The sequence below is a fragment of the Mycobacterium sp. genome, from assembly GCF_052145595.1.
Classification (GTDB): Bacteria; Actinomycetota; Actinomycetes; order Mycobacteriales; family Mycobacteriaceae; genus Mycobacterium.
Map to the genome: position 1 here is coordinate 16,086 of NZ_JBKQOI010000078.1, position 25,079 is coordinate 41,164.

The following is a 25,079-nucleotide window of genomic DNA, read 5'->3' on the forward strand; positions in this document are numbered from 1 at the left end:
AAGATCGCGCGCTCAGCGCAGTCTCGATGGGGCTGTGTCCGCGCAATCGGCAAGTCTGCCGTCATGACCGGCGACGAACCGTCACCCCCTTTCCTGGGCAGTGAAGCACTAACGAGCGGAACGCTGCGGCCTCATCAGCTGCGGTCCCGATTCCGCGCGGTGTTTCCCGACGTCTATGTCCGACGCGATCAGCAACTGACACTGCGCGATTGCGCGGTGGCGGCCTGGCTCTGGTCGCACCGGCAGGGGGTGCTCGCGGGGTTGACCGCGGCCGCCTGGCATGGCTCGAAATGGGTCGATGAACGCCGACCCGTCGAGTTGATCTGGTCGAACGCGCGGCCGCCTCGCGGCGTGCGAACCTACGATGTGAGGCTGGTTCCGGCGGAGGTCGAGGTGGTCGGGGGCGTTCCGGTGACGACACCGGAACGCACCGCATTCGACATCGGTCGGCGCGAGGCGATGGGTGTGGCGATTGTTCATTTGGACGCCCTCATGCGGGTGACCGGCACCAAGGTCAATGAAGTCCTCGAAGTAGCCGACCAGCATCGCGGCGCACGTGGACTCAGGCAGCTCGAGACAGCGCTGCAGTCAGTCGATCCCGGTTCGCAGTCGCCGAAAGAGACGTGGCTGCGGCTCTTGTTGATCCGGGCGGGCCTACCGCGGCCGACGACCCAGATCCCCGTCGTGACAGCCGGAGCGCAGATGTACTACCTCGACATGGGATGGGAGGACATCATGGTCGCCATCGAATATGACGGCGAGCATCATCGTCTGGACCGCTGGCAGTACACAAGGGATATTCGCCGCCGGGAGGTGTTGGACCGGCTCGGCTGGATCGTCATCCGGGTGACCACATCGGATCCTCCGGCCGACATCATCGGCAGAGTTCGCGGCGCGTTGGAGTTTCGAGCGGCGAGCCTGCGGTAGCCGCGTCAAGCCTGCGCGTAGATCGTGGTTTACCCGCCGATCCACGCGCTGAGCGCAGACTCGGCGCAATAGGTAATAGAAACACCGTTAGGGTCTACGCGCCCGGCCCAGCGCCAACTCCGACACCGGCAGCGGCGCCCAGACCGGCAACGTCCACTCCCGCCGAGAGACGTCCACCTCGAATCCGGCGTCGGCGATCGAGCGCTCGGTATCGCGATACGTGTGGCAGTTGCCGAACAGTCTGGGCCAAAGCGTTGCGTCGACAAACCGCTGCAACCGCCCCCGCGCACCGGCACTGGCCACATGCTCGAGATAGCGCAGCTGGCCGCCCGGGCGCAGCAACGAATACAGCCGCCGCAGCACGCTGCCGGGGTCGCGCACCGAACACAAGACCAGCGAGCACACCACCGCGTCGAACGGCCCCCCGTCGCTGAGAGCTTCCGCGGTCTCCTCCCGGACGACAACCGACACGGGCACCACGGCGGCCGCGGCGCGGGCTTGGGCCGCCAACCGCTGCTCGGGCTCAACCGCGATCACCTGTTCGACCGACTCCGGGTAGTTGGGGAAGTTCGTCCCTATACCCGCGCCGACCTCCAGCACCCGGCCAGACAGGCCGGCCAGGTTCTCCCGGCGCAGGACCCGCACCGCCCGGGCTTCGTGGGTGGCGACGACGGGCCAGATACGCGCGAAGAACGGATGGTCGATAGTGGATGCCACCTCCTGCGTCATGTCCGCGACTCCTCCGACTCCCGATGTTCAGTCACCCATGCCGCCAACTTTTGGGGTGTGGCATCCCGGCCGCAATGCCCGATCACCACACGCCCATAGAAGACCGAACTCAGCACCCGGTCGGCGAATGCCTCGGGGTCGCCAAAAGGCAAGTGCGGCTTGGCGATCAACATGGCCGCCACGCCATGCGCCGCGCTCCAGAGTTCCAACGCGACGGTGGTTGGGTCGTCCGGCAGGTAGATCCCGTCGTCCATCAGCTTCAGCACGGTGGCGCGCATGTGTTTGAACGCCGAGCTGTCCAGCACTGTGTCGATGTTGCTTCCGGACCGCCACTCACCCATCGTGGCGATCCGGTACAACTCCGGGGTTTGGGTGGCGAACCGGACATAGGCCAGCCCCTGGGCGCGCAGCACCTCGACCGGGTCGGTGTGCTCGGCGGCTACCCGCTGCATTTCCACGTCGAGCTTTTCGAAATAGCGCGCGCAAACCGCGTCCATCAGGGCATCTTTGTCGGCGAAATGCAGATAGATGGACGGCGGTGTGACGCCGACGCGTTGCGCCACCGAGCGGATTGATACCGCCCTGGCGTGCCCGGTTTCCAGCAGCAACTCGGTGGCCGCGTCCAGAATCTCGTCACGAAGCCGATTGCCGAAGCCACGGGGTGCCCTGGCACGACGAAGACCTTCGATCGACACGTTAACCAATTCTTGTCACCGGCTGCCTGATCGGGCGGCCATTGTGCGCTACCGGCTCCTCGGTCGGTTCGACATGCCCGACCTCTCCGGACGGCCCCTCGCTGATGCCGAACCGATCATGCAGCAACGCCAGGGGCTTGGGCGCCCACCAATTCCAGCGGCCCATCACATGCATAAACGCCGGCACCAGGACCATCCGCACCAGGGTCGCATCCGCGGCCACGGCAAGCGTCAGGCCGAGGCCGAACATCCGCATGAACGACACGTGAGCGGCGATCAGCGCGGCGAACGACATCGACATCACCAACGCGGCCGCGGTGATCACCCGGCCGGTGCGGGCCACGCCGTGCGCCACGCTCTCGTCGTTGGCGGCGTGCGCCAGGGCTGCGCTTACCTTTGCCGGTCGCGCGGCTCCGGATGCCAGCCAGTACTCGCGGATCCTGGAGATCAAGAACACCTCGTAATCCATCGACAACCCGAAGGCGATGCAGAACAGCAGCACCGGCATGTTGGCCACCAGCGTCCCGCTCGGGGTTGTTCCCAGTGCGCCGAGATGGCCGTCCTGGAAGATCCATACCAGCGCGCCGAAAGCCGCGGTCAGCGACAGCACGTTACAAACCAGCGCCTTCAGCGGCAGCACCACGCTGCCGGTGAGCAGGAACAGCAGCACGAACGTGATGGCGGCCATCAGCCCCAGCACCGCCGGAAGTCGTTCCGTCACCGCATCGACGCTGTCGCGGTTGACCTGAGCGACACCGGCCATATCAACCGATCGGCCGGCGGGCCCGGCAACCTGATGCAACCGAGTGAGCTGGGTGTCGTTGGCTCGGGAAAACAGCGGCGCCGTGCTGCTCACGGTCAGGAATGCGCTGCCGTGGGCCAAGCCGGTTGCCGCGGCCGGTGGTCCTACCCGGTTTCCGCCCACGAAAGTCCCGCCCGGTGCCGATACGCCCGATACGTCGGGAACCCGCGACAAATCGGCGGCGTACTTGTCCAAATCCCCCGGGCTCAGGCCGCGGGCGTCGGGGACGACGATGGGCACCCCCGTCGCGGAATCGTGCGCAAAACCGGTGCGCAACCGGTCACCGACCTGATGCGACGACGCCGTAGTTGGCAGCACCCGGTCGTCCGGGAAACCCCACTTCACCGAGATGAACGGAAGCCCGAGCAACAGCAGCACGGCGACGACAGCCAAACCGATCGGCAGCCAGCGTCGCATCACGAAATTGCTCGAGCGGTACCAAAACAATTGCTCGACCGGTTTGTGCATCGGTTCGGGGCGGCGCAGCATCCGACGCACGAGCCGGCGGACGTCCAGCGCATCCAGCCGGGGACCCAGCAGCACGATCGCGGCCGGGGTTATCACGATGGACGCTGTCGCGACGAAGGCCACCGTGGCCACACCGGCGTAGGCGAACGACTTCAGGAAGTACATCGGGAACAGTGCCGTCGCCGACATCGACAACGCGACGGTGACCGCGGAGAACAGCACGGTGCGGCCGGAAGTCGCCATGGTCCGGATCAGTGCCTCTTTTCGGTCACCGCCCTCGGCCAGCTCGTCGCGATAGCGGCTGACGATCAGGAGGGTGTAGTCGATGGCCAACGCCAGGCCCAGCGCGGTGCTCAGGTTGAGCGCAAAAATCGACACTTCGGTGGTGTAGGTGACGAGCCGCAACACCGTCAATGAGCCGACGACGGCCAGTGCCCCGAGGGCCATCGGCAACGCCGCTGCCAGCAGCCCACCGAACACCCAGACCAGCACCAGGAAGCTCAGCGGAATCGCGATCATCTCCATCAACAAGAGGTCTTCTTGGTTTTGCTTGTTGATCTGGGCGTACTGCATTGCCGGGCCACCGGCGCGGACGGTGACGCCGTCACGGTCGTGGACGAGTTGGTCCGACAGAGTTTGGGCGTTTTTCTGCACGAAGTTTTCGCCGCCTTTGAGGTTGACCACGATCAACCCCGACTTGCCGTCGGTGCTGACCAAATCGGCGGCGGCCTGCGGCGGCGCGGTCCACGCCGAGGACACATTGAGTACCAACGGGGACCGCTGCAATTGGCCGACGAGGTCGGTGCCCACCTTGCGGGCCTGCTCATTGTTGGCACCTGCGGGAGCGGTCACCAGGATCAGCATCTGTTGACCGCTCTGCCCGAACTTGTCGGCCAACACATTGATGGCGCGGGCCGACTCCGAGTTCGGATCCTGAAAACCCCCGGGTGACAGGCTATCGGCGACCGGGATGCCGAAGACCGCGGCGGCTATGAAGACCAAGACCCCGACCGCGATGATTCGTCGAGGCGCCGCGATGGCCAGTCGAGCGATCGCCTGCAGCATGTTCGTGCCCCTCCGCCCCCGGTGACGGTCCCCGGTCGCCACCTATCTCCGATAACTTATCAGCGATAAGTTACAGGTGTCAAACAATCTCTCCTAGGCACGTGGGTGGGCACCCGGATGGTTCAAAGCTTTGGAAAAGCCGCGTCGAACCGGCTGCGATAAGAGGCCGCCATGAGAGTCCGGCAAGAAAAATGGGCGGCACCCATACCGCTCACGGGCCCAGTCCGGCGCGCGACGGCCGTAAACCTACCGGCGAGTAAATTGCCATCATTTTCCGAATCGTGACTCAAAGATTCCTTAAAGGGGGCCCATACGCTCATTGTCATGTGGATCGACGACTCGAGTGCCGACGTCATCAAGGCTGACTTCGAGGCTCTCTACCACGGCGACGTGCTGGTGGAAGGTGAGACCTCGGAGCAGTTCGAAGACCAGCACCCGCTGCCTACGGCAAGCTGACCGCCCCATGAGCGTGCTCGCACGGCTACTTATGGCCGAACCCGCTGTCAGTCGATGGTTCCGTCGATAGATCTTCGTTTCCGAAAGCCCCCCGCAACGCGGGGGGCTTTCGTTTGTCCGACCGTGTCCGCCCGTGTCCGCCCGACCGCCCGGCTCAGCGGGGCGCCATGCGGATCGCGCCGTCCAACCGAATGACCTCACCGTTGAGCATCGGGTTTTCGATGATGTGCACGGCGAGTGCCCCATACTCGTCCGGGTTGCCCAGCCGCGACGGGTGGGGCACCTGCTTGCCCAGTGACTCCCTGGCCGGTTCCGGCAGACCCGCCAACAGCGGGGTGTCGAAGAGCCCCGGCGCGATCGTCACCACCCGGATGGCCTTGCTGGCCAGGTCGCGGGCGATGGGCAACGTCATGCCGACCACGCCGCCCTTGGACGCCGAGTAGGCGGCCTGGCCGATCTGGCCGTCGAACGCGGCCACCGAAGCGGTGTTGACGATGACGCCGCGCTCCTCTCCGATCAACTCGGTTTTGGCGATCCGCTCGGCGCCCAGCCGCAGCACGTTGAAGGTGCCGACCAGGTTGATCTCCACGACCTTGCGGAACGCTTGAAGCGGGAAGACGCCGTCCTTGCTCAGTACGCGGATGGCGTTGCCGGTGCCGGCGCAATTGACCACGATGCGCAGCGGGCCCATCGACTCGGCCGTGTCCAGCGCCTTGCTGACGGCAGCCTCGTCGGTCACGTCGGCCTGAACGAAACGCGCGCGATCGCCCAGCTCGCGAACCGCCTCTTCACCCCTGAGGTCCAGCACCACCACCTGGGCCCCGGCGTCCAGCAGTCGCTTGGTGGTGGCCAGGCCCAGGCCCGACGCGCCCCCGGTGACGACGGCCACGGCGTCTTTGATCTCCATGCAGGTCCTTCCCTATCGTCCAGCCAACCGGTTGGTTGGGGACTATACCCAGTCCATGAGCACCGCTTCGATGTCGGTCGCCGGCGCCGCCGGGCGGGGCGTGTCCGGCGCGGTGCGGGAGAACCGCGGCGCCGGCAGCGGCTGCAGACTCCCGTTGACTTCGTAGAAGGTGTTGCGCTCGGTGATGTGCGGTTCGGTCTGCACCTCGCCGAATGCCAGTACCGGTGTCACGCAGGCGTCGGAGTCGGCGAACACCTTCGCCCAGTGATCGCGGTCGCGACTGGCGAACGTCTCCGTCAGCACCGCTCGGAGTTCGGGCCAGCGGGCGGTGTCGTTCTGTGGCGGCAGGTTGGCCGCGTCCAGACCCAGTCCGGCCAGCATGGCCGCGTAGAACTGCGGCTCGATGGCCCCGACCGCGACGTAGCGGCCGTCGGCGCACTCGTAGGTGTCGTAGTAGGGCGCGCCGCCGTCGAGCATGTTGGTGCCACGCACGTCCGACCACATGCCGGAGGCGCGCATCTGCCACATCATCTGGATCAGCATGCTCGAACCGTCGACCATGGCGGCGTCAACGACCTGACCCTTGCCGGAGCGCTGCCGCTCCCACAGCGCGGCCAGGATGCCGACCAGCAAGAACATCGAGCCGCCGCCGAAGTCACCGACCAGGTTCAGTGGCGGCACCGGCCGCTCGTTCACCCGGCCGATGGCGTGCAGGATTCCGTTCAGCGAGATGTAGTTGATGTCGTGGCCCGCTTGCTGGCTGCGCGGGCCGGCTTGTCCCCAGCCGGTCATCCGGGCGTAGATCAGTCGGTCGTTGACCTTGGCGCAGTCTTCGGGGCCAAGGCCGAGCCGCTCGGTGACGCCGGGGCGGTAGCCCTCGATCAACACGTCGGCTTTGGCGACGAGCTTGAGCACGAGGTCGCGTCCCTGGTCTGACTTGAGGTCGGCGGTCACAACGCGCCGGTTGCGCATCATGGCGTCCTTCGCGACACCGCCGCCACCGGCCGACGGCCGATCGATACGCACCACGTCGGCCCCCAGGTCCCCCAGGATCATCGCGGCGTGCGGGCCCGGCCCGATGCCGGCCAGCTCGACAACACGCAGTCCCTGTAGCGGTCCAGCCACGATCCACGACCTTTCGTCTGCTCTGACGCTCCGACGTTCCGTTCGCATCTTCGCAGCCGCCCGCGACGGCCGCGCACCCCGGTCGCTCACGCGGTCATTAGGGTGAGCGCATGCCGGATTCTGGAATCGCCACGCTTGCACCAGTCGCAGGTCTCGACGTCACGCTGACCGACGGCGTGCTGTCGGTGACGATCAATCGCCCCGAAAGCCTGAACTCACTGACCATCCCGGTGATCACCGGGATGGTCGAGGCGATGGAATACGCGGCCACCGACCCCGAGGTCAAGGTGGTCCGGCTCGGCGGCGCGGGTCGCGGGTTTTGCTCCGGGGCGGGCATCAGCGCCGACGACATGTCCGGTGGTGGCGGGGTCCCGCCGGACGAAATCATCCTGGAGATCAACCGACTCGTGCGGGCCATCGCCGCCCTGCCGCACCCTGTGGTCGCCGTCATTCAAGGACCGGCGGCCGGCGTCGGCGTTTCGATCGCTCTGGCCTGTGATGTCGTATTAGCTTCTGACAAAGCGTTTTTCATGCTTGCCTTCACAAAGATCGGGTTGATGCCCGACGGCGGCGCATCGGCGTTGGTCGCCGCTGCGATCGGGCGGATCCGGGCGATGCAGATGGCGCTGCTGCCCGAACGGCTGCCCGCCCCCGAGGCGCTGTCCTGGGGCCTGATCACCGCCGTCTATCCGGCCGACGACTTCGAGGCCGAGGTGGACAAGGTGGTCAAGAGGTTGTTGGCCGGCCCGGCGGTGGCGTTCGCAAACACCAAGCGAGCGATCAATGCGGCCACGCTCACCGAGTTGAATCCGACCCTGCAGCGCGAATTCGAGGGACAATCGCGCCTGCTGGTGTCCCACGACTTCAAAGAAGGCACAACGGCATTCCAGGATCGCCGCACTCCCAACTTCACCGACCGCTGAGTTCCGTTGTCCCGCTTCGAGCTTATTCGGCATAGAACCCGGCAATCCTTCCTTGCGTCGGATCCGAATGACTGAACGCGAGGAACGGAGAATCGATGGCGGAACAGGTCAGCTGTCTGGTGACCGGAGCGACCGGCTACATCGGCGCCCGGCTGGTGCCCCGACTGCTGGACGAGGGTCACCGAGTTCGCGCGTTGGCCCGCGACCCGGGCAAGTTGGCGGACGTGCCATGGCGGGGACAGACAGAGGTGGCGCGAGGTGATCTGGGTGATGTCGATTCTCTGATGACGGCGTTCGACGGGATGGACGTCGTCTACTACCTGGTCCATTCGATGGGCACGTCGAAGAATTTCGCAGCCGAGGAAGCCAACGCCGTGCGCAACGTCGTGACCGCGGCTCGCCGCACCGGGGTGCGGCGAGTGGTGTATCTGAGCGGGCTGCATCCGCACGGCAGCAGGCTCTCGCCGCATCTGGAGTCGCGCAAAGCCGTCGGCGACGCCCTCATCGACTCCGGCGTCGAGGCGGTGGTGTTGCAAGCCGGAGTGGTCATCGGGACGGGCTCGGCGTCGTTCGAACTGATCCGGCACCTCACCGACCGGTTGCCGGTCATGACCACGCCGAAGTGGGTGCACAACAGGATTCAGCCGATCGCGGTGCGCGACGTGCTGTACTACCTGGTCGCTGCGGCGACGGCACGGGTGCCGTCGTCGCGAACTTGGGATATCGGCGGACCCGACGTACTCGAGTACGGCGACATGATGCGGGTCTACGCCGAAGTGGCGGGGTTGGGAAGGCGCTATCTGATCGTGCTGCCGTTTCTGACCCCAACCATTGCCAGCCTCTGGGTCGGGACCGTGACCCCAATCCCTCCCGGACTGGCGCGGCCGCTGATCGAATCGCTGGAATGCGACGCGGTGATGGGCGACTTCGACATCGACAGCATCATCGAGCCGCCGCCGGGCGGCCTGACCGGATACCGCCGCGGCGTCGAATTGGCGCTCAACCGCGCGATGCGCGGCCTTCCCGACGCCACCTGGACCTCGCTGCGGTCGGATCCCGCCGAGCCGCTGCCGAGTGATCCGGACTGGGCCGGCGCGATCGTCTACACCGACGTGCGGACCGCCGAGACCGCCGCCCAGCCGGGCGACGTGTGGAGGGCCGCCGAGGACGCGGCGACCGGCAACCGACGATGGCGCGTGGCAGAACGCGGGCCGGGCACCACACTGCGGCTACGGTCCACGATGCGCTCACCGGGGAAGGCGTGGTTGGAAATGACCGTCACGCCGCGAGATGGGGGCGGCGCCAGGTACACGCAACGGCTGATCTTTTTGCCGACGGGCGTATTGGGACGCTTGTGTTGGCTGCTGGCATGGCCCGTGCGTACCCTCGCGCTGTCGGCGCTGGCACGCGACGTCGTTGGCCCGCCGGGATAGGTCAGACGCCGAACATCGGGGGCAGTGCGAGCACCATGATCAGACCCCACACGAGGTGGGTCACCGCCGGGGCCAGCACACCGCCGCTGGACCGGCGCTCAAACGCGCACACCGTCCCGAGGATGATCGCGGCGAAACCGAGCATTGGGTTGCCGCTGGCCATGGCCGCGCACGCGTACAGGACGGTCGAGATGACCACCGGGTGATACCGGCCCAGTGCGGTGTAAAGCGCGCCGCGGAAAAAGATCTCTTCGGTGATGCCGTTGACCAGGGTGATCACCACGACCAGCCAAAAAGGCCCTTGATGGGCGAATAGCAGCACTCGTGTGATCAAGTCGGAGATGGCCGGTATCTCCCTGGCGATCAATCCGCCCAGCACGAAGACACCGCCGAGCAGCACGCCGATCGTGGTTCCGGTGATGACCGGGCGCTGGTTGCGGCCACGCCAGCAGATGCCCCCCAGATGCAGGGGGCCCGAGATGAACCCGCCGGCGACCCACACCGCCGCCAGCACCAGGGTCAGCCAGTAGAAGCTCGACTCCCCCGGATGGCGCCGCAACGAAAAGCCCAGCACGGCGGCGCCGATCACCAGCGTGATCGCAACAATGACGCGACGACGTCGCACCACTACTGGCGATTCATGATGGGGCACAGCGACATTGGTGATCGCACGGCGCAACTCAGAGTAGGCGCTGGTGTGGTACGGACTGGTCGACTGGCTCATGCAAGACGCACTTTCGGGGTCAAAGTGAACAGGATGTCGAGGCCGGTTCGCAGCGCACCGGCGAGCGGCCCCGGGACGATGTTGACCAGCTTCAAGGCGGGCCGGGCGATGGGCGGCGTGATCGCGCGGGCGAGGCGGCGGATGCGCAGGGCGTCACCGCCCGCCCATGCGGGGTCGCTGTCGGCCAGCTGATGGGGATCAGTCAACGCGTTGACGGGTCGGGGCCGGCGGCTGGGCCGGTCGGCCAACGCCAGGGCAATGGCGTCGTCGACGCCGAGCAGGCCCCCGGGCGGTTCGGGAACCCGATCGCGCCGGCCACTGACGGATGCCACCATCGGATGGTCCAGCGACTCGACCAGGTCTTCGGCCAGCCCCTGCGGCACTGGCAGTGCGACCCCGGTGATCAGCGACGCCAGCGCGGTGTCGACTCTGCCGACTGGTAAGGCGGCGTGCCACCTGCCGGAGATCCGCGCGTACGTCCTGAGCAGCTCCCGGTAGGACGTCGTCTCGGGGCCGGATATGTCGTAGGCGCCAGCGGCTACCTGGCCCGGGTCTGCCGCGGCGACGAGATAGTGCAGCACGTCACGGATGGAGATGGGATCGATCGGGTTATCCATCCAGCTCGGTATCGGCATGAGGGGGAACCGGTCCCCCACGTACCGCATCATCTCAAAGGACGTCGAGCCGGCGCCGATGATCATCGCCGCACCCAGCCACACCAGATCCGGGCCGTCTTCGACCGTCAGGGCCTCGGCCACCTCGGCTCGGCTGGTCAGGTGCTCCGACAGGGCCTCGCCGGCGGGAGCGAAGCCGCCCAGATACACGATGCGCCGCACACCGGCGTCTTTGGCCGCGGCTGCGGGGTTCGTGGCCGCGGCCCTGTCGGCGTCGCGGAAGCCAGGCTGGCCGATCGCGTGCACCAGGTAATACACCACATCGATCGGGCCCACGGCTTCCCTGGAACTGGCCCTAGAACTGGCGAAAGCAGCCCGCACCGAGACCGGATCGCACGCGTCGAGGGTGACCGGTGTGACATCGTCGAACCAACCTAAACGCTTGAGACGCTTCGGGTTTCGGGTGGCGGTCACGACCTGGTGCTGGTCCGCCAGCAGCGCAGTGACCAGCCGCGATCCCACATAACCAGTGGCACCGGTGACCAGAATCCGCATACCTCCGACCCTAGCCGCGTGTGCGGAGGAGCACTTGAACCGATCTACCTACGGCACCGTAACCAGTACATGGAAAACACCACGGGGGGCAGTTCGGGACGCCTCGGACTGAAAACACCGACCACCAACGCCAATCCGTCAGTCGCAGCAGTTGCCGTGAAGTTCCCGCCAAACCTGTACAGCCAAGAAGAGGTCATCGGGGCGTTGACCGACTTCGCCAGCCCGGAGTTTCGGCGGTTTGCACTTACCAGTGGGGTCGCGTCCCGCCACACCGCGCTGCCACTGACGCAATACCAGCACTTAACCGGTTTCACCGACGCAAACGACTACTTCGTCGAGGTCGCCCTTGACCTCGCTGAGCAGGCGCTACTCACAGCGCTTGACGAGGCCGAGGTCGAGCCGTCCGAGGTCGACATCGTCTTTTCGACGACGGTTACCGGGCTCGCCGTTCCGAGCCTAGAGGCCCGGCTGGCAACACGGGTCGGGTTGCGCCAAGACGTCAAACGCGTCCCGTTGTTCGGCCTGGGGTGTGTGGCGGGCGCCGCCGGCCTGGCGCGGGTGCATGACTACCTCCGGGCGTTTCCCGATCACGTGGCGGTGCTGCTGGCGGTTGAACTATGCTCGTTGACCGTTCAGCGCGAGGACAATTCGATCGCGAATCTCGTCGCCTCCAGCCTGTTTGGTGACGGCGCCGCGGTCGTCATCGCGACCGGAGCCGACCGGACACCGGTTGGGCCGGAGGTGCTGGCCACCCGCAGCCAGATCTACCCGGACACCGAAGGCGCGTTGGGCTTCAACATCGGCGGCGACGGGTTTCAGATTGTCCTGTCCGCCGAGATCTCGACCGTCGTCGAGAAATACGTGGGCGACGATGTCCGCAAATTCCTTGCCGACCACGGACTGACCACCGCCGACGTCTCAACATGGTTGTTGCACGCCGCCGGCCCGAAGGTGATCGACGCGGTCGAAGACGCGTTGGAGCTGCCGGCGGATGCCCTCGAACGCACCAGAACCTCGTTGCGCGACAATGGAAACCTGTCCTCGGTTTCGGTACTTGATATACTCCACGCCACAATGGCCGACCCACCGTCGCCGGGTTCGATCGGGCTGATGATCGCCATGGGACCAGGCTTCTCCGCCGAATTCGTCCTGCTGAGCTGGTAGGGCCTGATAAGACGATGTATTACTTGCTGATCCTGGCGGTAGCCGTCGAACGGCTGGCCGAGGTGATCGTGGCCAAACGGAACGCGCGATGGGCTTTTGCTCACGGCGGCAAGGAATTTGGTCAAGATCACTATCCGGTGATGGTCACTCTCCACACCGCACTGCTGCTCGGCTGTCTCATCGAACCGTGGGCGCTGCATCGGCCGTTCATCGGCTGGCTCGGCTGGCCGATGCTAGCCGTGGCCGCGCTGGCCCAGGTGCTGCGCTGGTGGTGCATCACGACGCTGGGCCGACGGTGGAACACCCGGGTGATCGTGTTGCCGGACGCGCCGTTGGTGCGGCAGGGCCCCTACCGGTGGCTGCACCACCCGAACTATGTTGCTGTGGTGGCCGAAGGGTTTGCGTTGCCGTTGGTGCACACCGCGTGGCTGACCGCGCTCGCTTTCACACTGGCCAACGCGATGTTGCTGAGGGTGCGTCTGCGGGTGGAGAACTCGGCTTTGGGCTACGCATGACAAACTATGACTCCGACCTGCTGATCGTCGGCGGCGGCCCGGGAGGCCTGGCCACGGCGTTACACGCTCGCAGGCAAGGACTTTCGGTGATCGTGGCCGAGCCGCGAGAAAACCCCATCGACAAGGCGTGCGGTGAGGGGCTGATGCCCGGCGGACTGGCCGAGCTGATGTCGCTCGGCGTGGACCCGGCCGGCATGCCCCTTCGCGGGATTGCCTATGTGAGCGAACATCGTCGGGCGCAGGCGCGGTTTCGCGACGGGCCGGGCAGGGGCGTGCGACGCACCACCTTGCACGCGGCGCTGGCCGCACGGGCCAAAGAGCAAGACACCGAGTGGATCCGGGCGCGGGTGACAAGCGTCCAGCAAGACGCGCATGGAGTGACGGCCGCCGGTGTGCGCGCCAAATGGTTGGTGGCAGCCGACGGACTGCATTCGGCGGCGCGGCGCGCCGTCGGAATCAAAGCCATGGCCGGAACACCACGGCGCCATGGCGTGCGGTGGCACTTCAAGGTCCCGGCGTGGTCGGAGTTCGTCGAGGTGCACTGGTCGCGGTGGGGTGAGGCGTACGTGACGCCGGTGGAACCGGACCTGGTCGGCGTGGCGATCCTGTCTGGTGGGCGACCCGACCTGGCTTGGTTCCCGTGGCTGGCCCAGCATTTGGCGGGCGCCAGTCGCGGACAGGCCCGCGGTTGCGGCCCGATGCGTCAGGTGGTCTCGCGCCGCGTCGCCGGACGGGTGCTGCTGGTGGGCGACGCGGCGGGCTACGAGGACGCTCTGACCGGCGAAGGCATCAGCCTCGCGGTCAAGCAAGCGGCCGCGGCAGTCGACGCCATCGTCAATGACGCAGCGTCGTCATACGAGGACGCGTGGCACCGCGTCACGCGCGATTATCGGCTGCTCACCCGCGCACTGGTGCTGGGCAGCACGCCACACGTGGCTCGCCGCGCCATCGTGCCGGCGTGCACGCTCCTACCGGGGGTGTTCCAGCGTGGGGTGAACGTCCTGGCGCGCTAGAACTAGCGCGCCTTCCAGACCGGCTCCCGCTTTTCGGCGAACGCCAAAGGCCCCTCCTTGGCGTCCTCGGATCTGATCAGGGAACGCATCTCGTGCACGGTGCGCTCCCAGCCCGCTTCGTCATCAACGATGACCCCGTCGTCAACGCCGTAGGCGATACGCTTGCTGGCCTGCACCGACAGGGGCGCGTTGACGGTCACCCGCGCGGCCAGCGCAAGCGCGGCGTCCAGCACCGAGCCCTCCTTGACGACCTGGTTGATCAGGCCCCATCCCAGGGCATCGGATGCGGTGATCGGCTCGCCGGTGAGCAACAGTTCCATCCCCACTTTGCGGGGCAGCTGCTGAACGATCCGGAAAACACCCCCGGCAGCTGCGATCAGTCCGCGTTTGACCTCGGGCAACCCGAACTTGGCGTGTTCGTCGGCCACCACCAGGTCGCTGGCCAGCGCCAGCTCGGTGCCGCCACCCAGTGCGGTGCCGTTGACCGCCGCGATCGTGGGCTTGTCGATGAAGTGGTGCACATAACCGGCGAAACCCCACTCGCCATGCTCGGGGTGATACAGGTTCTCGCGGCGCGCGATCGCCTTGAGGTCGGCCCCGGCGCAAAACGACTTGTCGCCGGCGCCGGTGATCACCACGGCCCGCACGTCGGGGTCGTGTTGCGCTTCTTCCAGCGCGTCCCCGACGCCGATGCTGACGGCGCCGTTGATCGCGTTGCGGGCCTCCGGCCGGTTGATGGTTATCACCATGACGTTGCCCCGGCGGTCGACCAGCGCTGCCGGCTGGTCGCTGTCGGCGTCCGTCACAGCAGCTCCACGATGGTGGCGTTGGCCTGGCCACCACCCTCGCACATGGTCTGTAGGCCGTAGCGAATTCCCTTGTCCCGCATGTGATAAAGCAGCGTGGTCATGATACGTGCCCCCGAGCCGCCCAGCGGGTGGCCGAGCGCGATGGCGCCGCCGTTGGGGTTGAGCTTCTTTTCGTCGGCCCCGATGTCCTTCAGCCACGCCAGCGGGACCGGCGCAAATGCCTCGTTGACCTCGTACGCGCCGATGTCGCCGATGCTCAGCCCGGATTTCTTCAGCACCTTCTGGGTCGCCGGGATGGGCGCGGTCAGCATGATCACCGGGTTCGCCCCGGCCAGCGTCGCGGTGTGCACCTTGGCGATCGGCGTGAGGCCCAGTTCCTTGGCCTTCTCGGCGGACATGAACAGGATTGCGGCCGAACCGTCGGTGATCTGCGAGGAGTTACCGGCGTGGATCACGCCATCTTCCTTGAACGCGGGCTTCAGCGAAGCCATCTTTTCCATCGGGGTGCCGCGGCGGATGCCCTCATCCTTGAGGACGACTGTTTTTTCGTGGCCGTCGGCCACCTTGATGCCCACGATCTGGTCGTCGAACGCGCCGGAATCCTGTGCCGCTGCGGCCTTTTCGTGTGATCCCAGGGAGAACTCGTCGAGCGCAAGCCGGTCGAAGCCCCACTGCTCGGCGATCATCTCGGCACCAAGGCCCTGGTTGGGGATCTGGCCCTCGTAACGGTCGATGAAGGCCTGCGGATACGGCCGTCCGCCGTTGGCCAGGGACGAACCCATGGGTGTCCGCGACATCGACTCCACACCGCCGGCGACGACTACGTCGTAGTGTCCGGCCACCACTCCGGCCGCGGCGAAATGAATGGACTGCTGGCTCGACCCGCACTGGCGGTCGACGGTCACGCCCGGGACGGTCTCGGGCCAGCCGGCCGCCAGCACCGCGGTACGGGCGATGTCGATGGCTTGTTCGCCAGCCTGGCTGACGCAGCCCCAGATGACGTCGTCGACGATTCCGGGGTCGATGCCGGCCTTGTCGACCAATCCGTTGAGGACCTGCGCGGACAGGTCGGCCGAGTGCACACCGGACAGCCCGCCGTTGCGCTTCCCCAGCGGTGAGCGCACTGCCTCGACGATGACGGCTTCAGCCATGGTTATGTCTCCTCTGAAAGAACTGGTGACGCGGGGTCTTCAGACGATTGTCAACCAACGCGTTGGGCGGTCGGAGGGCGGGGTGGTCCAGACATCGCGTTGACCTATCCGCGAGCCACCCACACGCACCATCCACGGAATCGATGCCGCCGGTGGTTGCGCGCGTATGTTGCATTGCGACGGCTTGCAATCGACGCACGGCGCCAAGACCCCAAGGCGGTAGGACTCACATGCTCAGTCCCTACGACGATTTCCCCATTCATCCTTCGGCCGACCCGATCGCCCACCCGGCCAGCGCCGATCCGAATCACTACGACCGGTACTGGTTCAACGGGCACCAGCGGGAAGGCAAATTCATCTTCGGCGCCGCCATGGGCCACTACCCAGTGCGCGGGGTTATCGACGCCGCATTCAGCATCGTGGTCGACGGGGTACAGCACTCGATCTTCAGTTCCGGCGCGATGCCGACGGACCGCTCTACCGTGGTCGGTCCCATCCACATCGAAGTACTCGACCCGATGCGGCGCATCCGATTCGTGGTGGGGCCCAATGAGCATGGCATCGAGGCGGACCTGAGGTTCACCGCGGCCACCGTCGCGGTCGAGGAGCCGCGGCAGCGTCGGCTTTCTCCGGAGGGCATCGTGCTCACCGACCACACCCGGCTCACCCAATGGGGAGCTTGGGAGGGATCCATCACCGTCGACGGCGCCCGGATCGCAATCCATCCCGACCAGGTACCGGGCACCAGGGACCGCTCCTGGGGTGTGCGTCCGGTCGGCGAACAGATTGCCACCAACCGGGCCTTCCAGATTCCTCAGGTGTTTTGGCTCTGGGCCCCTCTACATTTCGGTAACCGTTACACTCATCTGGCTCTGCACGAAAACGCCGATGGCTCGCGCTGGCTGCAGACCGCACTGGTCCTCGAACCGGTCGGATCGGATGTCGCGCCGTGGAGCCGCGCGGGGGTCCGCGAGTGCGGCGGTATCGCCTACGAGATCGAATGGGAGCCGGGCCGCCGCGAGATGCGCAGCGCCCGTTTGAGCTTCGACGATCCCGTTGACGGACACATTGATGTCGAACTCGAGAAGATCTCGACATTCCGGATGCGCGGAATCGGCTACATGCACCCATACTGGAGCCACGGCAGCAACCACGGACAGGCCGAAACGGGGAGGGAATCAATCAGAGTCGACGATTTCGACCCGTTGGAGCTGTCTTCCATCCACCTCCAAAACCTGGTCCGGGCGCGGATGGGTGAGCGTGTCGGCATCGGCGTGCTCGAAGAGTTCCACATGGGCGAGCACCAACCGACCGGGCTGACCGGGTTCCTCGACGGCTACCGCGCCTGATGGGCTTGGCGCCCGCTCCGGCGGGGTTGATGAGCCCGCCGGAGTCGGCTTGCTGACAGTTCGATGCCGGCTCTTTTACGCCGCGTACACCTTCGGTCACATTTCATTCATTTCTCTGGGGGTCACAGCAAAGTAGGGTGCCGGAGTATGAGCACTCCTTCACCTGGTCCCGGTTGGTGGCTGGCGTCAGACGGCCAGTGGTATCCGCAGCGGTGGGAGACGCTCTTTATCTCTCACACGGATGAGTCTCAGGAAGCGGTGTTGGACGAGGCGAGCCGCCTGACGAAGGCCTACGGAGAGCAGGGGTGGGAGATCGTGAGCTCTTCGGTGCAACGCACTCAGGTCGCACGCCACTTCAAGGACTATGACGAAGGCGGGGACCATTATTTCGAATGGAGCATCGTCTGCACCTTGAAACGGCCCCTCGCGCCTGGCTAGCGGCCCGCGCTGGGGCGGGGGGCGAAGTCGATGCGCTACACCGGTTCCTTCGCGCCCCGCTCGCTTGGCCCGGTTAGCCGGCGGGATACGCGACGGACCGTCTTAACATCCCAACCCGCGCACAGGCTGGGCGTCCCCAACTGTATATCGTTCAGGCCGTCGAGCAGACTCGCGATCCGGCGTCGTTCGTCGGCGACGGCGGCGAAGACAAACTCGCGGTCGGCGGCACGCATCACTTGAAGGCGTCGTGTCGCATCGCTTTACGACAGATCCGAGTCGTCGGCGGCCACCAGCATCAGCTTTTCGGCGACCCAACCGGGTTCGGTGATCATCATGTCGTGGCCGGTGTCGAGGTCCCACAAGCGGCCGTTGGCCTTACGCCGCAGGCCATCTACGTCACGCCACCGCATGTACATCGTGGTACAGAGGTGGGATTGCGGGATCAGAGCGAGCGCGGCTTCGTTGGTCAGCCGCAGTGGCTGCTCAAAGCACTTCCACGGGTGCGGCGTCAACCGCGCCTTCATCCACTCACGCTGGCCGGGATCCCGCACACCGTAGTACCGCAGCGTGTCATCGTTTGGGTACAAGCACATTTCGACACCGTCGACGATGCGGCCCTCGGCGCGCGCAGCGGCCATCATCGCAGGAGCCTGGTCGACGAGCGTCTGGCCGTTGACGGGTGTCGCGGCGTCCAGGTAGACAAGGTGGCCCACCCGGTCGGTGGCCCGGTCGGCGGCACCGGTGATCACCATGCCCCCATAACTGTGGCCAACGAGGATCACGTCGCGCAGATCCTCGAAGTGCAGCAGCTTGACGATGTCGGTGATGTGACAGTCGAGGTCGACATCGGACGCGAACAAGTGCGCACGCTCGCCCAGGCCGGTCAACGACGGGGCGTACACCTCGTGCCCTTGCGAACGCAAAAGCCGCGCGACGGGTTGGTAGCACCAGCCGCCATGGCCGCCACCGTGGACCAAGACATAGGTGGCCACCGGCGCCTCCTATTCTTCCGCCGAGCGTGCGCAAAATGCCGCGCCGCACGGCGTGTCTGTGTGCAGACACGCACGCTCGCGGCAGTTGGTGGCTCAACCGGCGGGATACGCGACGGATTTGATCTCGGTGTACTGGTCGAATCCGGCGACACCGTTCTGGCGGCCCACCCCGCTTTCCTTGTAGCCGCCGAACGGTGTGTCGGCGCCGTACGGGGCGCCGCCGTTGACGCCCATGAAGCCGGCCTTGATTCGGCGGGCCACCGCCAGCGAATGCTCCAGCGAGCCCGACATAACGTTGCCGGCCAACCCGTAGACGCTGTCGTTGGCGATCCGGATCGCGTCCTCCTCGTCGTCGAACGGGATGACGGACAGCACGGGCCCGAAGATCTCCTCTTGCGCGATCGTCATGGAGTTGTCGACATCGACGAAAAGCGTTGGCCTGACATAGAATCCACGGTCGAAGCCGGTGGGCGCATCGGGCCCGCCGACCAGGGCGGTGGCGCCCTCCTCGACGCCCTTGTTGATGTAGCCCAGCACGCGCTTGCGCTGCCTGTCCGAAATCAACGGACCACACAAGGTGCCCGGGTCTTGCGGGTCACCACACGTGACGTTCTCGTAGATGCCCTTCAGGATCGCCACACCCTCGTCGTAGCGAGACCGCGGCAGCAGCATCCGGGTGGGGTTAGCGCAGCCCTGCCCGGCGTGCATGCACGGCGCGATGCCGATCGCGCAGGCCAGCCCGAAATCGGCGTCCTCCAAGACGACGGTGGCCGACTTGCCACCGAGCTCGAGGAACAGCCGCTTCATCGTCGCCGCACCTTTTTCCATGATCCGCTTGCCGACCGCGGTCGAGCCGGTGAACGAGATCAGGTCGACCTTCGGCGACAGCGTGAGCTCCTCGCCAACCAGGTGATCCGAAGCGGTGACGACGTTGACCACACCCGGGGGGATGTCGGTCTTTTCGGCGATCAGCCGGCCCAGGCGGGTCGCGTTGAAAGGCGTGTCGGGCGCCGGCTTGAGCACGACGGTGTTGCCGGTGCCCAGCGCCTGGCCGAGCTTGTTGATCGTGACTTCGAACGGGAAGTTCCAGGGCACGATCGCGCCGACGACGCCGACCGGTTCGCGCCAGACCTTGCGGGTGGTCAGCGTGCCGGTGAGGCTGATCACCTTGTCGCCCAGGTCGGTCTCCCAGGGATACTCGTCGATCAGCCTGGCGGGGTAGCGCAGCCCATCTTCCAGCGGGGCATCCAGCTGCGGGCCGAACGTGATCGCCCGGGGGGAGCCGACTTCGAGGATCAGCTCCTCGCGCAGTTCTTCCTTCTCCGATTCGATCGCCTCGTGCAGCTGCAGCAGGCAGCGCTTGCGCAGCTCGCGGTTCGTCGACCAGTCGGTCTCGTCGAAGGCCCGCCGGGCGGCGTCGATGGCCCGGTGCATGTCCTCCTTCGACGCGTCGGCCACCTCCCCGAGCGACTCCTCGGTCGCCGGGTTGATGTTCGTGAAGGTGCCGGCCTGGCCGTCGACCAACTTGCCGTCGATCATCATCTTCGGCTCGAAACGGACCTTTACAGTGTCAGCCATATTTGTTCAGCTCTCTTCGGACAAGGCGCTGGTTAGAGCGCCGGGACGTGGGATGCCATCGCCAGACGGGCTCATCCTATGGTGAGCCTTACTGGAAACTAGCCGATTGGCAACAAGGAACATGCGGGGACCCACTCAACTGATCTCCTACTGGGCATCGAACAGCACCGGTAGCGATGTCGGCGACCGGAAAACTTGCCCGCGGATGTGCGGGTCATCTCCGTCGGGGTCCAGTCGAAGATTCGGCAGCCGGTCCAGCAACAGGTTAATGGCGGTGCGCATCTCAAGCCGCGCCAGGTGCATGCCGAGGCATACGTGTGCGCCGTGGCCCCAGCCCAGGTTTGCCTTGGCTTGTCGGTGAATGTTGAACGTGTCGGGATCGGGGTAGCGATCCTCCTGCCGATTCGCAGAACCCAGCATCGGCATCACCGTCGCGCCGGCCGGGATCGCCACCCCGCCGAGTTCGGTGTCGCGGGTGGCGACCCGGGTGATGGTCAACAGCGGTGGCTCCCACCGCACGCCCTCCTCGATGGCCTGTGGCAGCAGCGACCGGTCCGCGCGGATGGCGTCCAGTTGCGCAGGATCCGACAACAGCCCGAAAAGCAGGCTGCCCAGCGACCGGTAGGTCGTTTCCACACCCGCGGGCAGCAGCAGTCGAAGGAACGAGAAGATCTCTTCGTCCGCCAGCTTCTCCCCGTCGATCTCGGCCGCACCGAGCGCGCTGATCAGGTCGTCCTTCGGCTCGGCGCAACGGGCCTGCAGGATCGGTGCGAAGTAGTCACACAAGGCAGCCGAGGCCGCAAGCCCGCGCTCGGGGTTCATCAGCCAACTCAGCAGCGAAATCGACCACCGCTGGAACTGCGGGTAGTCCTTCTCCGGCAAGCCCAATAGACCGGCGATGATCTGGCTCGGATAGTCGAAGGTGAACTCCTTCACCAGATCCGCCTTGCCGTTGGGTGCGAACTTGTCGATCAGGCTGTTCGCCACCCGGCCGACCAACTCGTCTTCCCACCGCGCCAAAGACTTCTGCGTGAACGCCTTCTGTACCAACGAACGCAGCCGACCGTGGATTGGCTCGTCCATACCGAGCATTACCCCTTCACCCAGCACGGGGCCGAACGCGGCGATGACGGCCGACGACGAAAACGTCTCGTTGTCGCGCAGCATCTGCTGGACATCCTCGTGGCGGTAAACGATGAACATCGGTAGCGATTCCTCGTGCGGAAGCGCTCCCGACGTCTCGAGTCGCTGCACCGGTTCCTCGCGGCGCAGCCGCGCCAGTTCGGTGTAGGGGTCACGCACGTCACCGGATATCGCGTCGTCGAAGGAGCCGAAGTCCTCCAGGTCGTCGAAAAGCTGTTCCATTTTTACCCCTCATTTCCCTTGCGGCGCTTCGCCGCCAGCGACGCCAAGCGCTGCAACGCCGGCGCCGGAAGAATGCGTGCGGCGAACACCATCGCCTTTTGAGCCAAAGTCAACGGCCACGCCCCGTCCCGCATCGAACCCTGTCTGGGTATGCCCAGCACGATCCGGGACATGTGGTGCATGCCCGAAGCCGGGAGGATCCTGTTGGACACCAACAGCATTGAGGCGTCCGGGCCCACACCGCGGCGACAAAACGGCCTCCGGTCATCCAGCGCCCTGAGCACGCCGTCGGCGAACCGCTCGGGAGGCCTGGCGAGTTTCATCGCGAACCTCCCGCGGGTGTTCATGGTGTTGTGCAGCCGGGCGTAGGGGCCCTCGAAGTTGCGGTTATCGGTGGTGCCCGCGTCGGTGATGATGTCGGTGTCATACGTGCCGGCCACCAGAACGGTCACGCCGAGACCGAAGGGCGCGATCTCACACGCCATCGACTCACCCCATCGCTCCAACGCTCCCTTGGCCGCCGAGTAAGGCGCGGTAGCAGGCTGACCGCGCACCCCGGCCGCGCTGGATACCAGCACGATGCGGCCCTCGCCCGCGGCCCGCATCGACGGCAGCAGCGCCTGGGTGAGCGCGACGGGACCAAGGACTGACGTGGCAAACATCCTCTGCCACAGCGCTATATCGGCTTCCTCCACCATTCCGGCGGCGGAGATCCCCGCGTTGTGCACAACCGCGTACGGTGCGCCCACAGCTTCTTCGATTGCCTTGGCCGCCGCCGTGATCGACGCGGCGTCGGTGAGGTCGAGCTGCACGCCGATCAGCCGGTCGTCATCTTCAGCTGCGCCAGTCGCCTGCCGTAGCGACGGAATCCCGCTATCGGGTGTGCGCATGGCCGCGACCACGCGCCACCCTTCGCGGTACAGGCGCACCGCCGATGCGAACCCCAATCCGCGGGACGCACCGGTGATGACAACCGTGCGCGGTTCAACCATTGTTGCCCGTTGTTGCGCAGGCGCCTTCACCCGGCGGCGGCGGATCGACGTGGGGCCGCCCGTTCGGCTCCCCGCTCGCCCAGGTCGACCAGATGCCGACCGAGAACGGGCCTTGAGCGCCCGCCTTCTCGTAAAAGCCTTGCGGGTCATAGACTTTGGCCTCTGGGTAAGGCCACGGGCAGGCGGCCGAGGTCGCCGCATGGCTGATCTTGATGGCGGCGAACCACGCCCCGTAGGCGAAGTACGACACATTCATGATGGCGAACATCACCAGGAAGGTGCCGAGCACCGGACGGCTGGGCAGGATCTTCGCTTTCGCGGTCAGCTTCTCCGCCACCGACTTCCCGGTGTCGTCTCGGTAGCACAGGATCGCGGCCGGGATCATCACGAACGTCACCGAGAACGACTCCCAGATCAGCGGGAACTGGAAGGTGGTGCCGGTGAATACGGAACCCCAGGGAATCACCTGCGAGTAGATGTACATGCCGGCGTGCACGAGCTGGATCTCCAGCCACGCGTCGAAGACGAAGCCGATCACCAAGGTCAGCAGGCCCAGGCAGACCAACGGGTGCCGCGACACGAAGGCCTCGGGCCCTTTGCGTGCCTGCAGTTTGCGCAGGATCCAAATCGCCGGGAAGTAGGGGCCGAAATAAAACATCACGTAGCCGAACACCACGAACGGTTCGACGGTCGGCGACAACGACACCAGCGGCCACGACTCCGGCCAGTGGATGAGGTCGGGGTTGTAGACCGCGAACGGCGCCCAGTTCATGATCGGGTCCTGCCACACGATCAGCGTGGTGCACAGGAACATCAGCATCACCGGGCTGCCCGGATTGCGCCGCCAGCCCCTGATGAACACGACCAGCAGCACAAACAGCATGATCACGGTGGCAACATGCAGGAACGTGATGTAGTCCAGCCCAAAGAGGAACCTGACCGGGCGCGGCCGGCCGTGCACGTTCGGGTTGGCGACGCGCGGGTCGAGCGCGACACGGCAGTTCGCGATGAAGAAGAGCGCGAACGCCGCCAGGGCAGCCCCGGCTATCCATCCGCCCCATCCGCGTTTCTTGGCTGCGCGCGGCGGGGTGGGCTCCTCGTCGGGCCTCAGCGGTGTGGATTGTTCGGTAGACATCTCAGCCTTCCTCTCCGAAGCGATCGACCAGATGCGAGTTGATGCCGTCGGCATCGAGGGTCCGTGCCACCAGATAGCCGGCGCCCATCCACGCCCGGCGGGTCCATTTGCCGAACGACACCCGCGTGCCGGGCGCTCCCGCGGCGGCGGGCATCATCTTCACCCGCTCCAGCGCCTCTTTGACGCCACGCGGGCTGAGCGGATGGGCGTCGCTGAACGCCCGCACCAACGTCTCGGCGACGTCGCGGTTGACCGGCGGCACGCAATATTCGGGACGCCGACCGCCGTACTTTTTCGCGTAGCGATCGAGGAAGTCCTGGCCGATCTGATTCGCCTCGTCGTACTGGTCGACTCCGATCCAACCCATGAACGCGTTCCACATGATCGGGTTCACCCACGCGTTCTGGAAAGCCGTGGTGGTGAATCTCGGCGGATCCCAATCGACGGCTTGCAACGCCGGGTTGATGAACACGATCCCGAAGCCGAAGCCCAGGTGGACGATCGCTTCTGCCTTCGCTTCGTGCACGGTGCGCACGGCTCCGTTGATGTCCTGCGCGGTCTGCGCGATCGCCGCTTCGGCGACGATGCGAATGCCCTTGCGCCGGCACGCGTTTCGCAGGTTCTTCAGGTAGCTCTCGCCGATCAGGTTCTGCTCGACGAGAACCCCGATTTGGGTGAGTCCGCGTTTCGCCACGAGGTCGGCGATGAAGATCGGCTCGTCGGTCATCGATCCCTGCGGGAAGGAGAACGTCCATTCGCCCAGCCAGTCGTCGGTGCCCGTGACGCTGATGGCCGGGACCTTGAATCGCTCCTCGATGGCTTCGCGCGTGGGCACGCAGTTGTCGGTGATGTGCGGGCCGAACACCACCAGACAGCCTTCGTCGACGAGCTCACCGAACGCGTTGATCACCGCCTTGACCGATCCCTTGGGCAGCCCCTCCACCTCGCGGTAAATCATCTGCACGGGACGATCCATCACCCCGCGTTCAACCGCCTCCTCGAATACGAGGTCAAAGCACCGCGTGAAGTCCGCGAGCATCTCCTCGGGAAACCCCGGCGGGAGCGTGAAGTCGATCAGGTAGCCGACCTTGATTGGCTCTGCGCTGCTTTCGTAGGACATCTGACCTCCCGGATGGCACTCTCACTCGCACGGAT

General features: G+C 65.9%; 24 protein-coding genes and 1 pseudogene. 9 read left to right on the plus strand and 16 right to left on the minus strand.

Features of this window, described 5'->3' with window-relative positions; translation table 11 throughout:
- Positions 1-63 precede the first annotated feature (63 nt).
- Positions 64-927: an endonuclease domain-containing protein gene (locus tag ACLP4W_RS05755; RefSeq protein ID WP_442384977.1), complete on the plus strand. Its 864-nt coding sequence runs from the start codon at positions 64-66 to the stop codon at positions 925-927.
- Positions 928-1,014: 87 nt separating this feature from the next.
- On the opposite strand, the gene ACLP4W_RS05760 is transcribed toward ACLP4W_RS05755, so the two are convergent.
- The 3 genes from ACLP4W_RS05760 to ACLP4W_RS05770 are packed head-to-tail and all read right to left on the minus strand — an operon-like array spanning position 1,015 to position 4,686.
- Positions 1,015-1,656 carry a class I SAM-dependent methyltransferase gene (locus ACLP4W_RS05760; RefSeq protein ID WP_442384979.1) on the minus strand — a complete coding sequence of 214 codons (642 nt, stop codon included), beginning with the start codon at positions 1,654-1,656 and terminating at the stop codon, positions 1,015-1,017.
- Positions 1,653-2,351, minus strand: coding sequence for a TetR/AcrR family transcriptional regulator (locus tag ACLP4W_RS05765; RefSeq protein ID WP_442384981.1), 699 nt, complete (start codon positions 2,349-2,351; stop codon positions 1,653-1,655). Before ACLP4W_RS05765 ends, ACLP4W_RS05760 begins: the two co-directional genes overlap by 4 nt.
- A gap of 1 nt (position 2,352) precedes the next feature.
- Positions 2,353-4,686 carry an MMPL family transporter gene (locus ACLP4W_RS05770; protein WP_442384983.1) on the minus strand — a complete coding sequence of 778 codons (2,334 nt, stop codon included), beginning with the start codon at positions 4,684-4,686 and terminating at the stop codon, positions 2,353-2,355.
- Positions 4,687-5,010: 324 nt separating this feature from the next.
- Here ACLP4W_RS05770 and ACLP4W_RS05775 point away from each other — a divergent pair, with 324 nt between their 5' ends.
- Positions 5,011-5,142: a hypothetical protein gene (locus ACLP4W_RS05775; protein WP_297737764.1), complete on the plus strand. Its 132-nt coding sequence runs from the start codon at positions 5,011-5,013 to the stop codon at positions 5,140-5,142.
- 154 nt (positions 5,143-5,296) lie between these two features.
- On the opposite strand, the gene ACLP4W_RS05780 is transcribed toward ACLP4W_RS05775, so the two are convergent.
- Positions 5,297-6,049 (minus strand): 3-hydroxyacyl-CoA dehydrogenase, encoded by a 753-nt coding sequence (locus tag ACLP4W_RS05780; protein ID WP_442384985.1) that lies wholly within the window; start codon positions 6,047-6,049, stop codon positions 5,297-5,299.
- A 42-nt stretch (positions 6,050-6,091) separates the two neighbouring features.
- Entirely contained in the window at positions 6,092-7,174 is a 1,083-nt protein-coding gene (locus tag ACLP4W_RS05785; RefSeq protein WP_442384987.1) for a CaiB/BaiF CoA transferase family protein, read from the minus strand.
- A 110-nt stretch (positions 7,175-7,284) separates the two neighbouring features.
- On the opposite strand from ACLP4W_RS05785, the gene ACLP4W_RS05790 reads away from it, so the two are divergent.
- Both ACLP4W_RS05790 and ACLP4W_RS05795 read left to right on the plus strand, forming a co-directional pair.
- The gene (locus ACLP4W_RS05790) at positions 7,285-8,097 is read left to right on the plus strand and encodes an enoyl-CoA hydratase (RefSeq protein WP_442384989.1); all 813 of its coding nucleotides are present in this window, start codon (positions 7,285-7,287) and stop codon (positions 8,095-8,097) included.
- 95 nt (positions 8,098-8,192) lie between these two features.
- On the plus strand, positions 8,193-9,530 hold the full coding sequence (locus tag ACLP4W_RS05795; protein WP_442384991.1) for a DUF2867 domain-containing protein: 1,338 nt from the start codon (positions 8,193-8,195) through the stop codon (positions 9,528-9,530).
- A gap of 1 nt (position 9,531) precedes the next feature.
- Here ACLP4W_RS05795 and ACLP4W_RS05800 read toward each other — a convergent pair whose 3' ends face one another.
- A complete protein-coding gene (locus tag ACLP4W_RS05800; protein ID WP_442384994.1) occupies positions 9,532-10,254 on the minus strand; it encodes a CPBP family intramembrane glutamic endopeptidase in 723 nt (240 codons plus the stop codon).
- Entirely contained in the window at positions 10,251-11,423 is a 1,173-nt protein-coding gene (locus ACLP4W_RS05805; RefSeq protein WP_442384996.1) for an NAD(P)H-binding protein, read from the minus strand. Before ACLP4W_RS05805 ends, ACLP4W_RS05800 begins: the two co-directional genes overlap by 4 nt.
- Positions 11,424-11,492: 69 nt before the next feature.
- On the opposite strand from ACLP4W_RS05805, the gene ACLP4W_RS05810 reads away from it, so the two are divergent.
- Genes ACLP4W_RS05810 through ACLP4W_RS05820 form a run of 3 tightly spaced genes read left to right on the plus strand, consistent with a single transcriptional unit; the run spans position 11,493 to position 14,115 of the window.
- On the plus strand, positions 11,493-12,587 hold the full coding sequence (locus tag ACLP4W_RS05810; protein WP_442384998.1) for a type III polyketide synthase: 1,095 nt from the start codon (positions 11,493-11,495) through the stop codon (positions 12,585-12,587).
- A gap of 14 nt (positions 12,588-12,601) precedes the next feature.
- Entirely contained in the window at positions 12,602-13,102 is a 501-nt protein-coding gene (locus ACLP4W_RS05815; RefSeq protein ID WP_442385000.1) for an isoprenylcysteine carboxyl methyltransferase family protein, read from the plus strand.
- Positions 13,099-14,115: an NAD(P)/FAD-dependent oxidoreductase gene (locus ACLP4W_RS05820; protein ID WP_442385002.1), complete on the plus strand. Its 1,017-nt coding sequence runs from the start codon at positions 13,099-13,101 to the stop codon at positions 14,113-14,115. The genes ACLP4W_RS05815 and ACLP4W_RS05820 overlap by 4 nt, the downstream gene beginning before the upstream one ends.
- Before the next feature lie 2 nt (positions 14,116-14,117).
- On the opposite strand, the gene ACLP4W_RS05825 is transcribed toward ACLP4W_RS05820, so the two are convergent.
- Positions 14,118-14,864 (minus strand): enoyl-CoA hydratase-related protein, encoded by a 747-nt coding sequence (locus tag ACLP4W_RS05825; RefSeq protein ID WP_442385043.1) that lies wholly within the window; start codon positions 14,862-14,864, stop codon positions 14,118-14,120.
- Positions 14,865-14,917: 53 nt separating this feature from the next.
- Positions 14,918-16,075: a thiolase family protein gene (locus ACLP4W_RS05830; RefSeq protein WP_442385004.1), complete on the minus strand. Its 1,158-nt coding sequence runs from the start codon at positions 16,073-16,075 to the stop codon at positions 14,918-14,920.
- A 230-nt stretch (positions 16,076-16,305) separates the two neighbouring features.
- Between ACLP4W_RS05830 and ACLP4W_RS05835 the strand changes: the two genes are divergently transcribed.
- Together ACLP4W_RS05835 and ACLP4W_RS05840 are read left to right on the plus strand one after the other, a co-directional pair.
- Positions 16,306-17,424: a hypothetical protein gene (locus tag ACLP4W_RS05835; protein ID WP_442385006.1), complete on the plus strand. Its 1,119-nt coding sequence runs from the start codon at positions 16,306-16,308 to the stop codon at positions 17,422-17,424.
- A gap of 147 nt (positions 17,425-17,571) precedes the next feature.
- Positions 17,572-17,862 (plus strand): hypothetical protein, encoded by a 291-nt coding sequence (locus tag ACLP4W_RS05840; RefSeq protein WP_442385008.1) that lies wholly within the window; start codon positions 17,572-17,574, stop codon positions 17,860-17,862.
- Between the two features lie 95 nt (positions 17,863-17,957).
- Here the strand turns inward: ACLP4W_RS05840 and ACLP4W_RS05845 are convergent.
- The 7 genes and pseudogenes from ACLP4W_RS05845 to ACLP4W_RS05875 all read right to left on the minus strand — a co-directional run.
- Positions 17,958-18,095: pseudogene (locus tag ACLP4W_RS05845) on the minus strand (maleylpyruvate isomerase N-terminal domain-containing protein); the annotation flags it as partial.
- A gap of 27 nt (positions 18,096-18,122) precedes the next feature.
- Complete coding sequence (locus ACLP4W_RS05850; protein WP_442385010.1) at positions 18,123-18,854, minus strand: alpha/beta fold hydrolase; 732 nt, start codon at positions 18,852-18,854, stop codon at positions 18,123-18,125.
- A 93-nt stretch (positions 18,855-18,947) separates the two neighbouring features.
- A complete protein-coding gene (locus ACLP4W_RS05855; RefSeq protein ID WP_442385012.1) occupies positions 18,948-20,432 on the minus strand; it encodes an aldehyde dehydrogenase family protein in 1,485 nt (494 codons plus the stop codon).
- Between the two features lie 147 nt (positions 20,433-20,579).
- On the minus strand, positions 20,580-21,797 hold the full coding sequence (locus ACLP4W_RS05860) for a cytochrome P450 (RefSeq protein ID WP_442385014.1): 1,218 nt from the start codon (positions 21,795-21,797) through the stop codon (positions 20,580-20,582).
- Between the two features lie 2 nt (positions 21,798-21,799).
- Positions 21,800-22,789: an SDR family oxidoreductase gene (locus ACLP4W_RS05865; protein WP_442385016.1), complete on the minus strand. Its 990-nt coding sequence runs from the start codon at positions 22,787-22,789 to the stop codon at positions 21,800-21,802.
- Positions 22,782-23,924, minus strand: a complete 1,143-nt coding sequence (locus tag ACLP4W_RS05870; RefSeq protein WP_442385018.1) for a spirocyclase AveC family protein — start codon at positions 23,922-23,924, stop codon at positions 22,782-22,784. Before ACLP4W_RS05870 ends, ACLP4W_RS05865 begins: the two co-directional genes overlap by 8 nt.
- A 1-nt stretch (position 23,925) precedes the next feature.
- Positions 23,926-25,044, minus strand: coding sequence for an ABC transporter substrate-binding protein (locus ACLP4W_RS05875; protein ID WP_442385020.1), 1,119 nt, complete (start codon positions 25,042-25,044; stop codon positions 23,926-23,928).
- Positions 25,045-25,079: the final 35 nt, after the last annotated feature.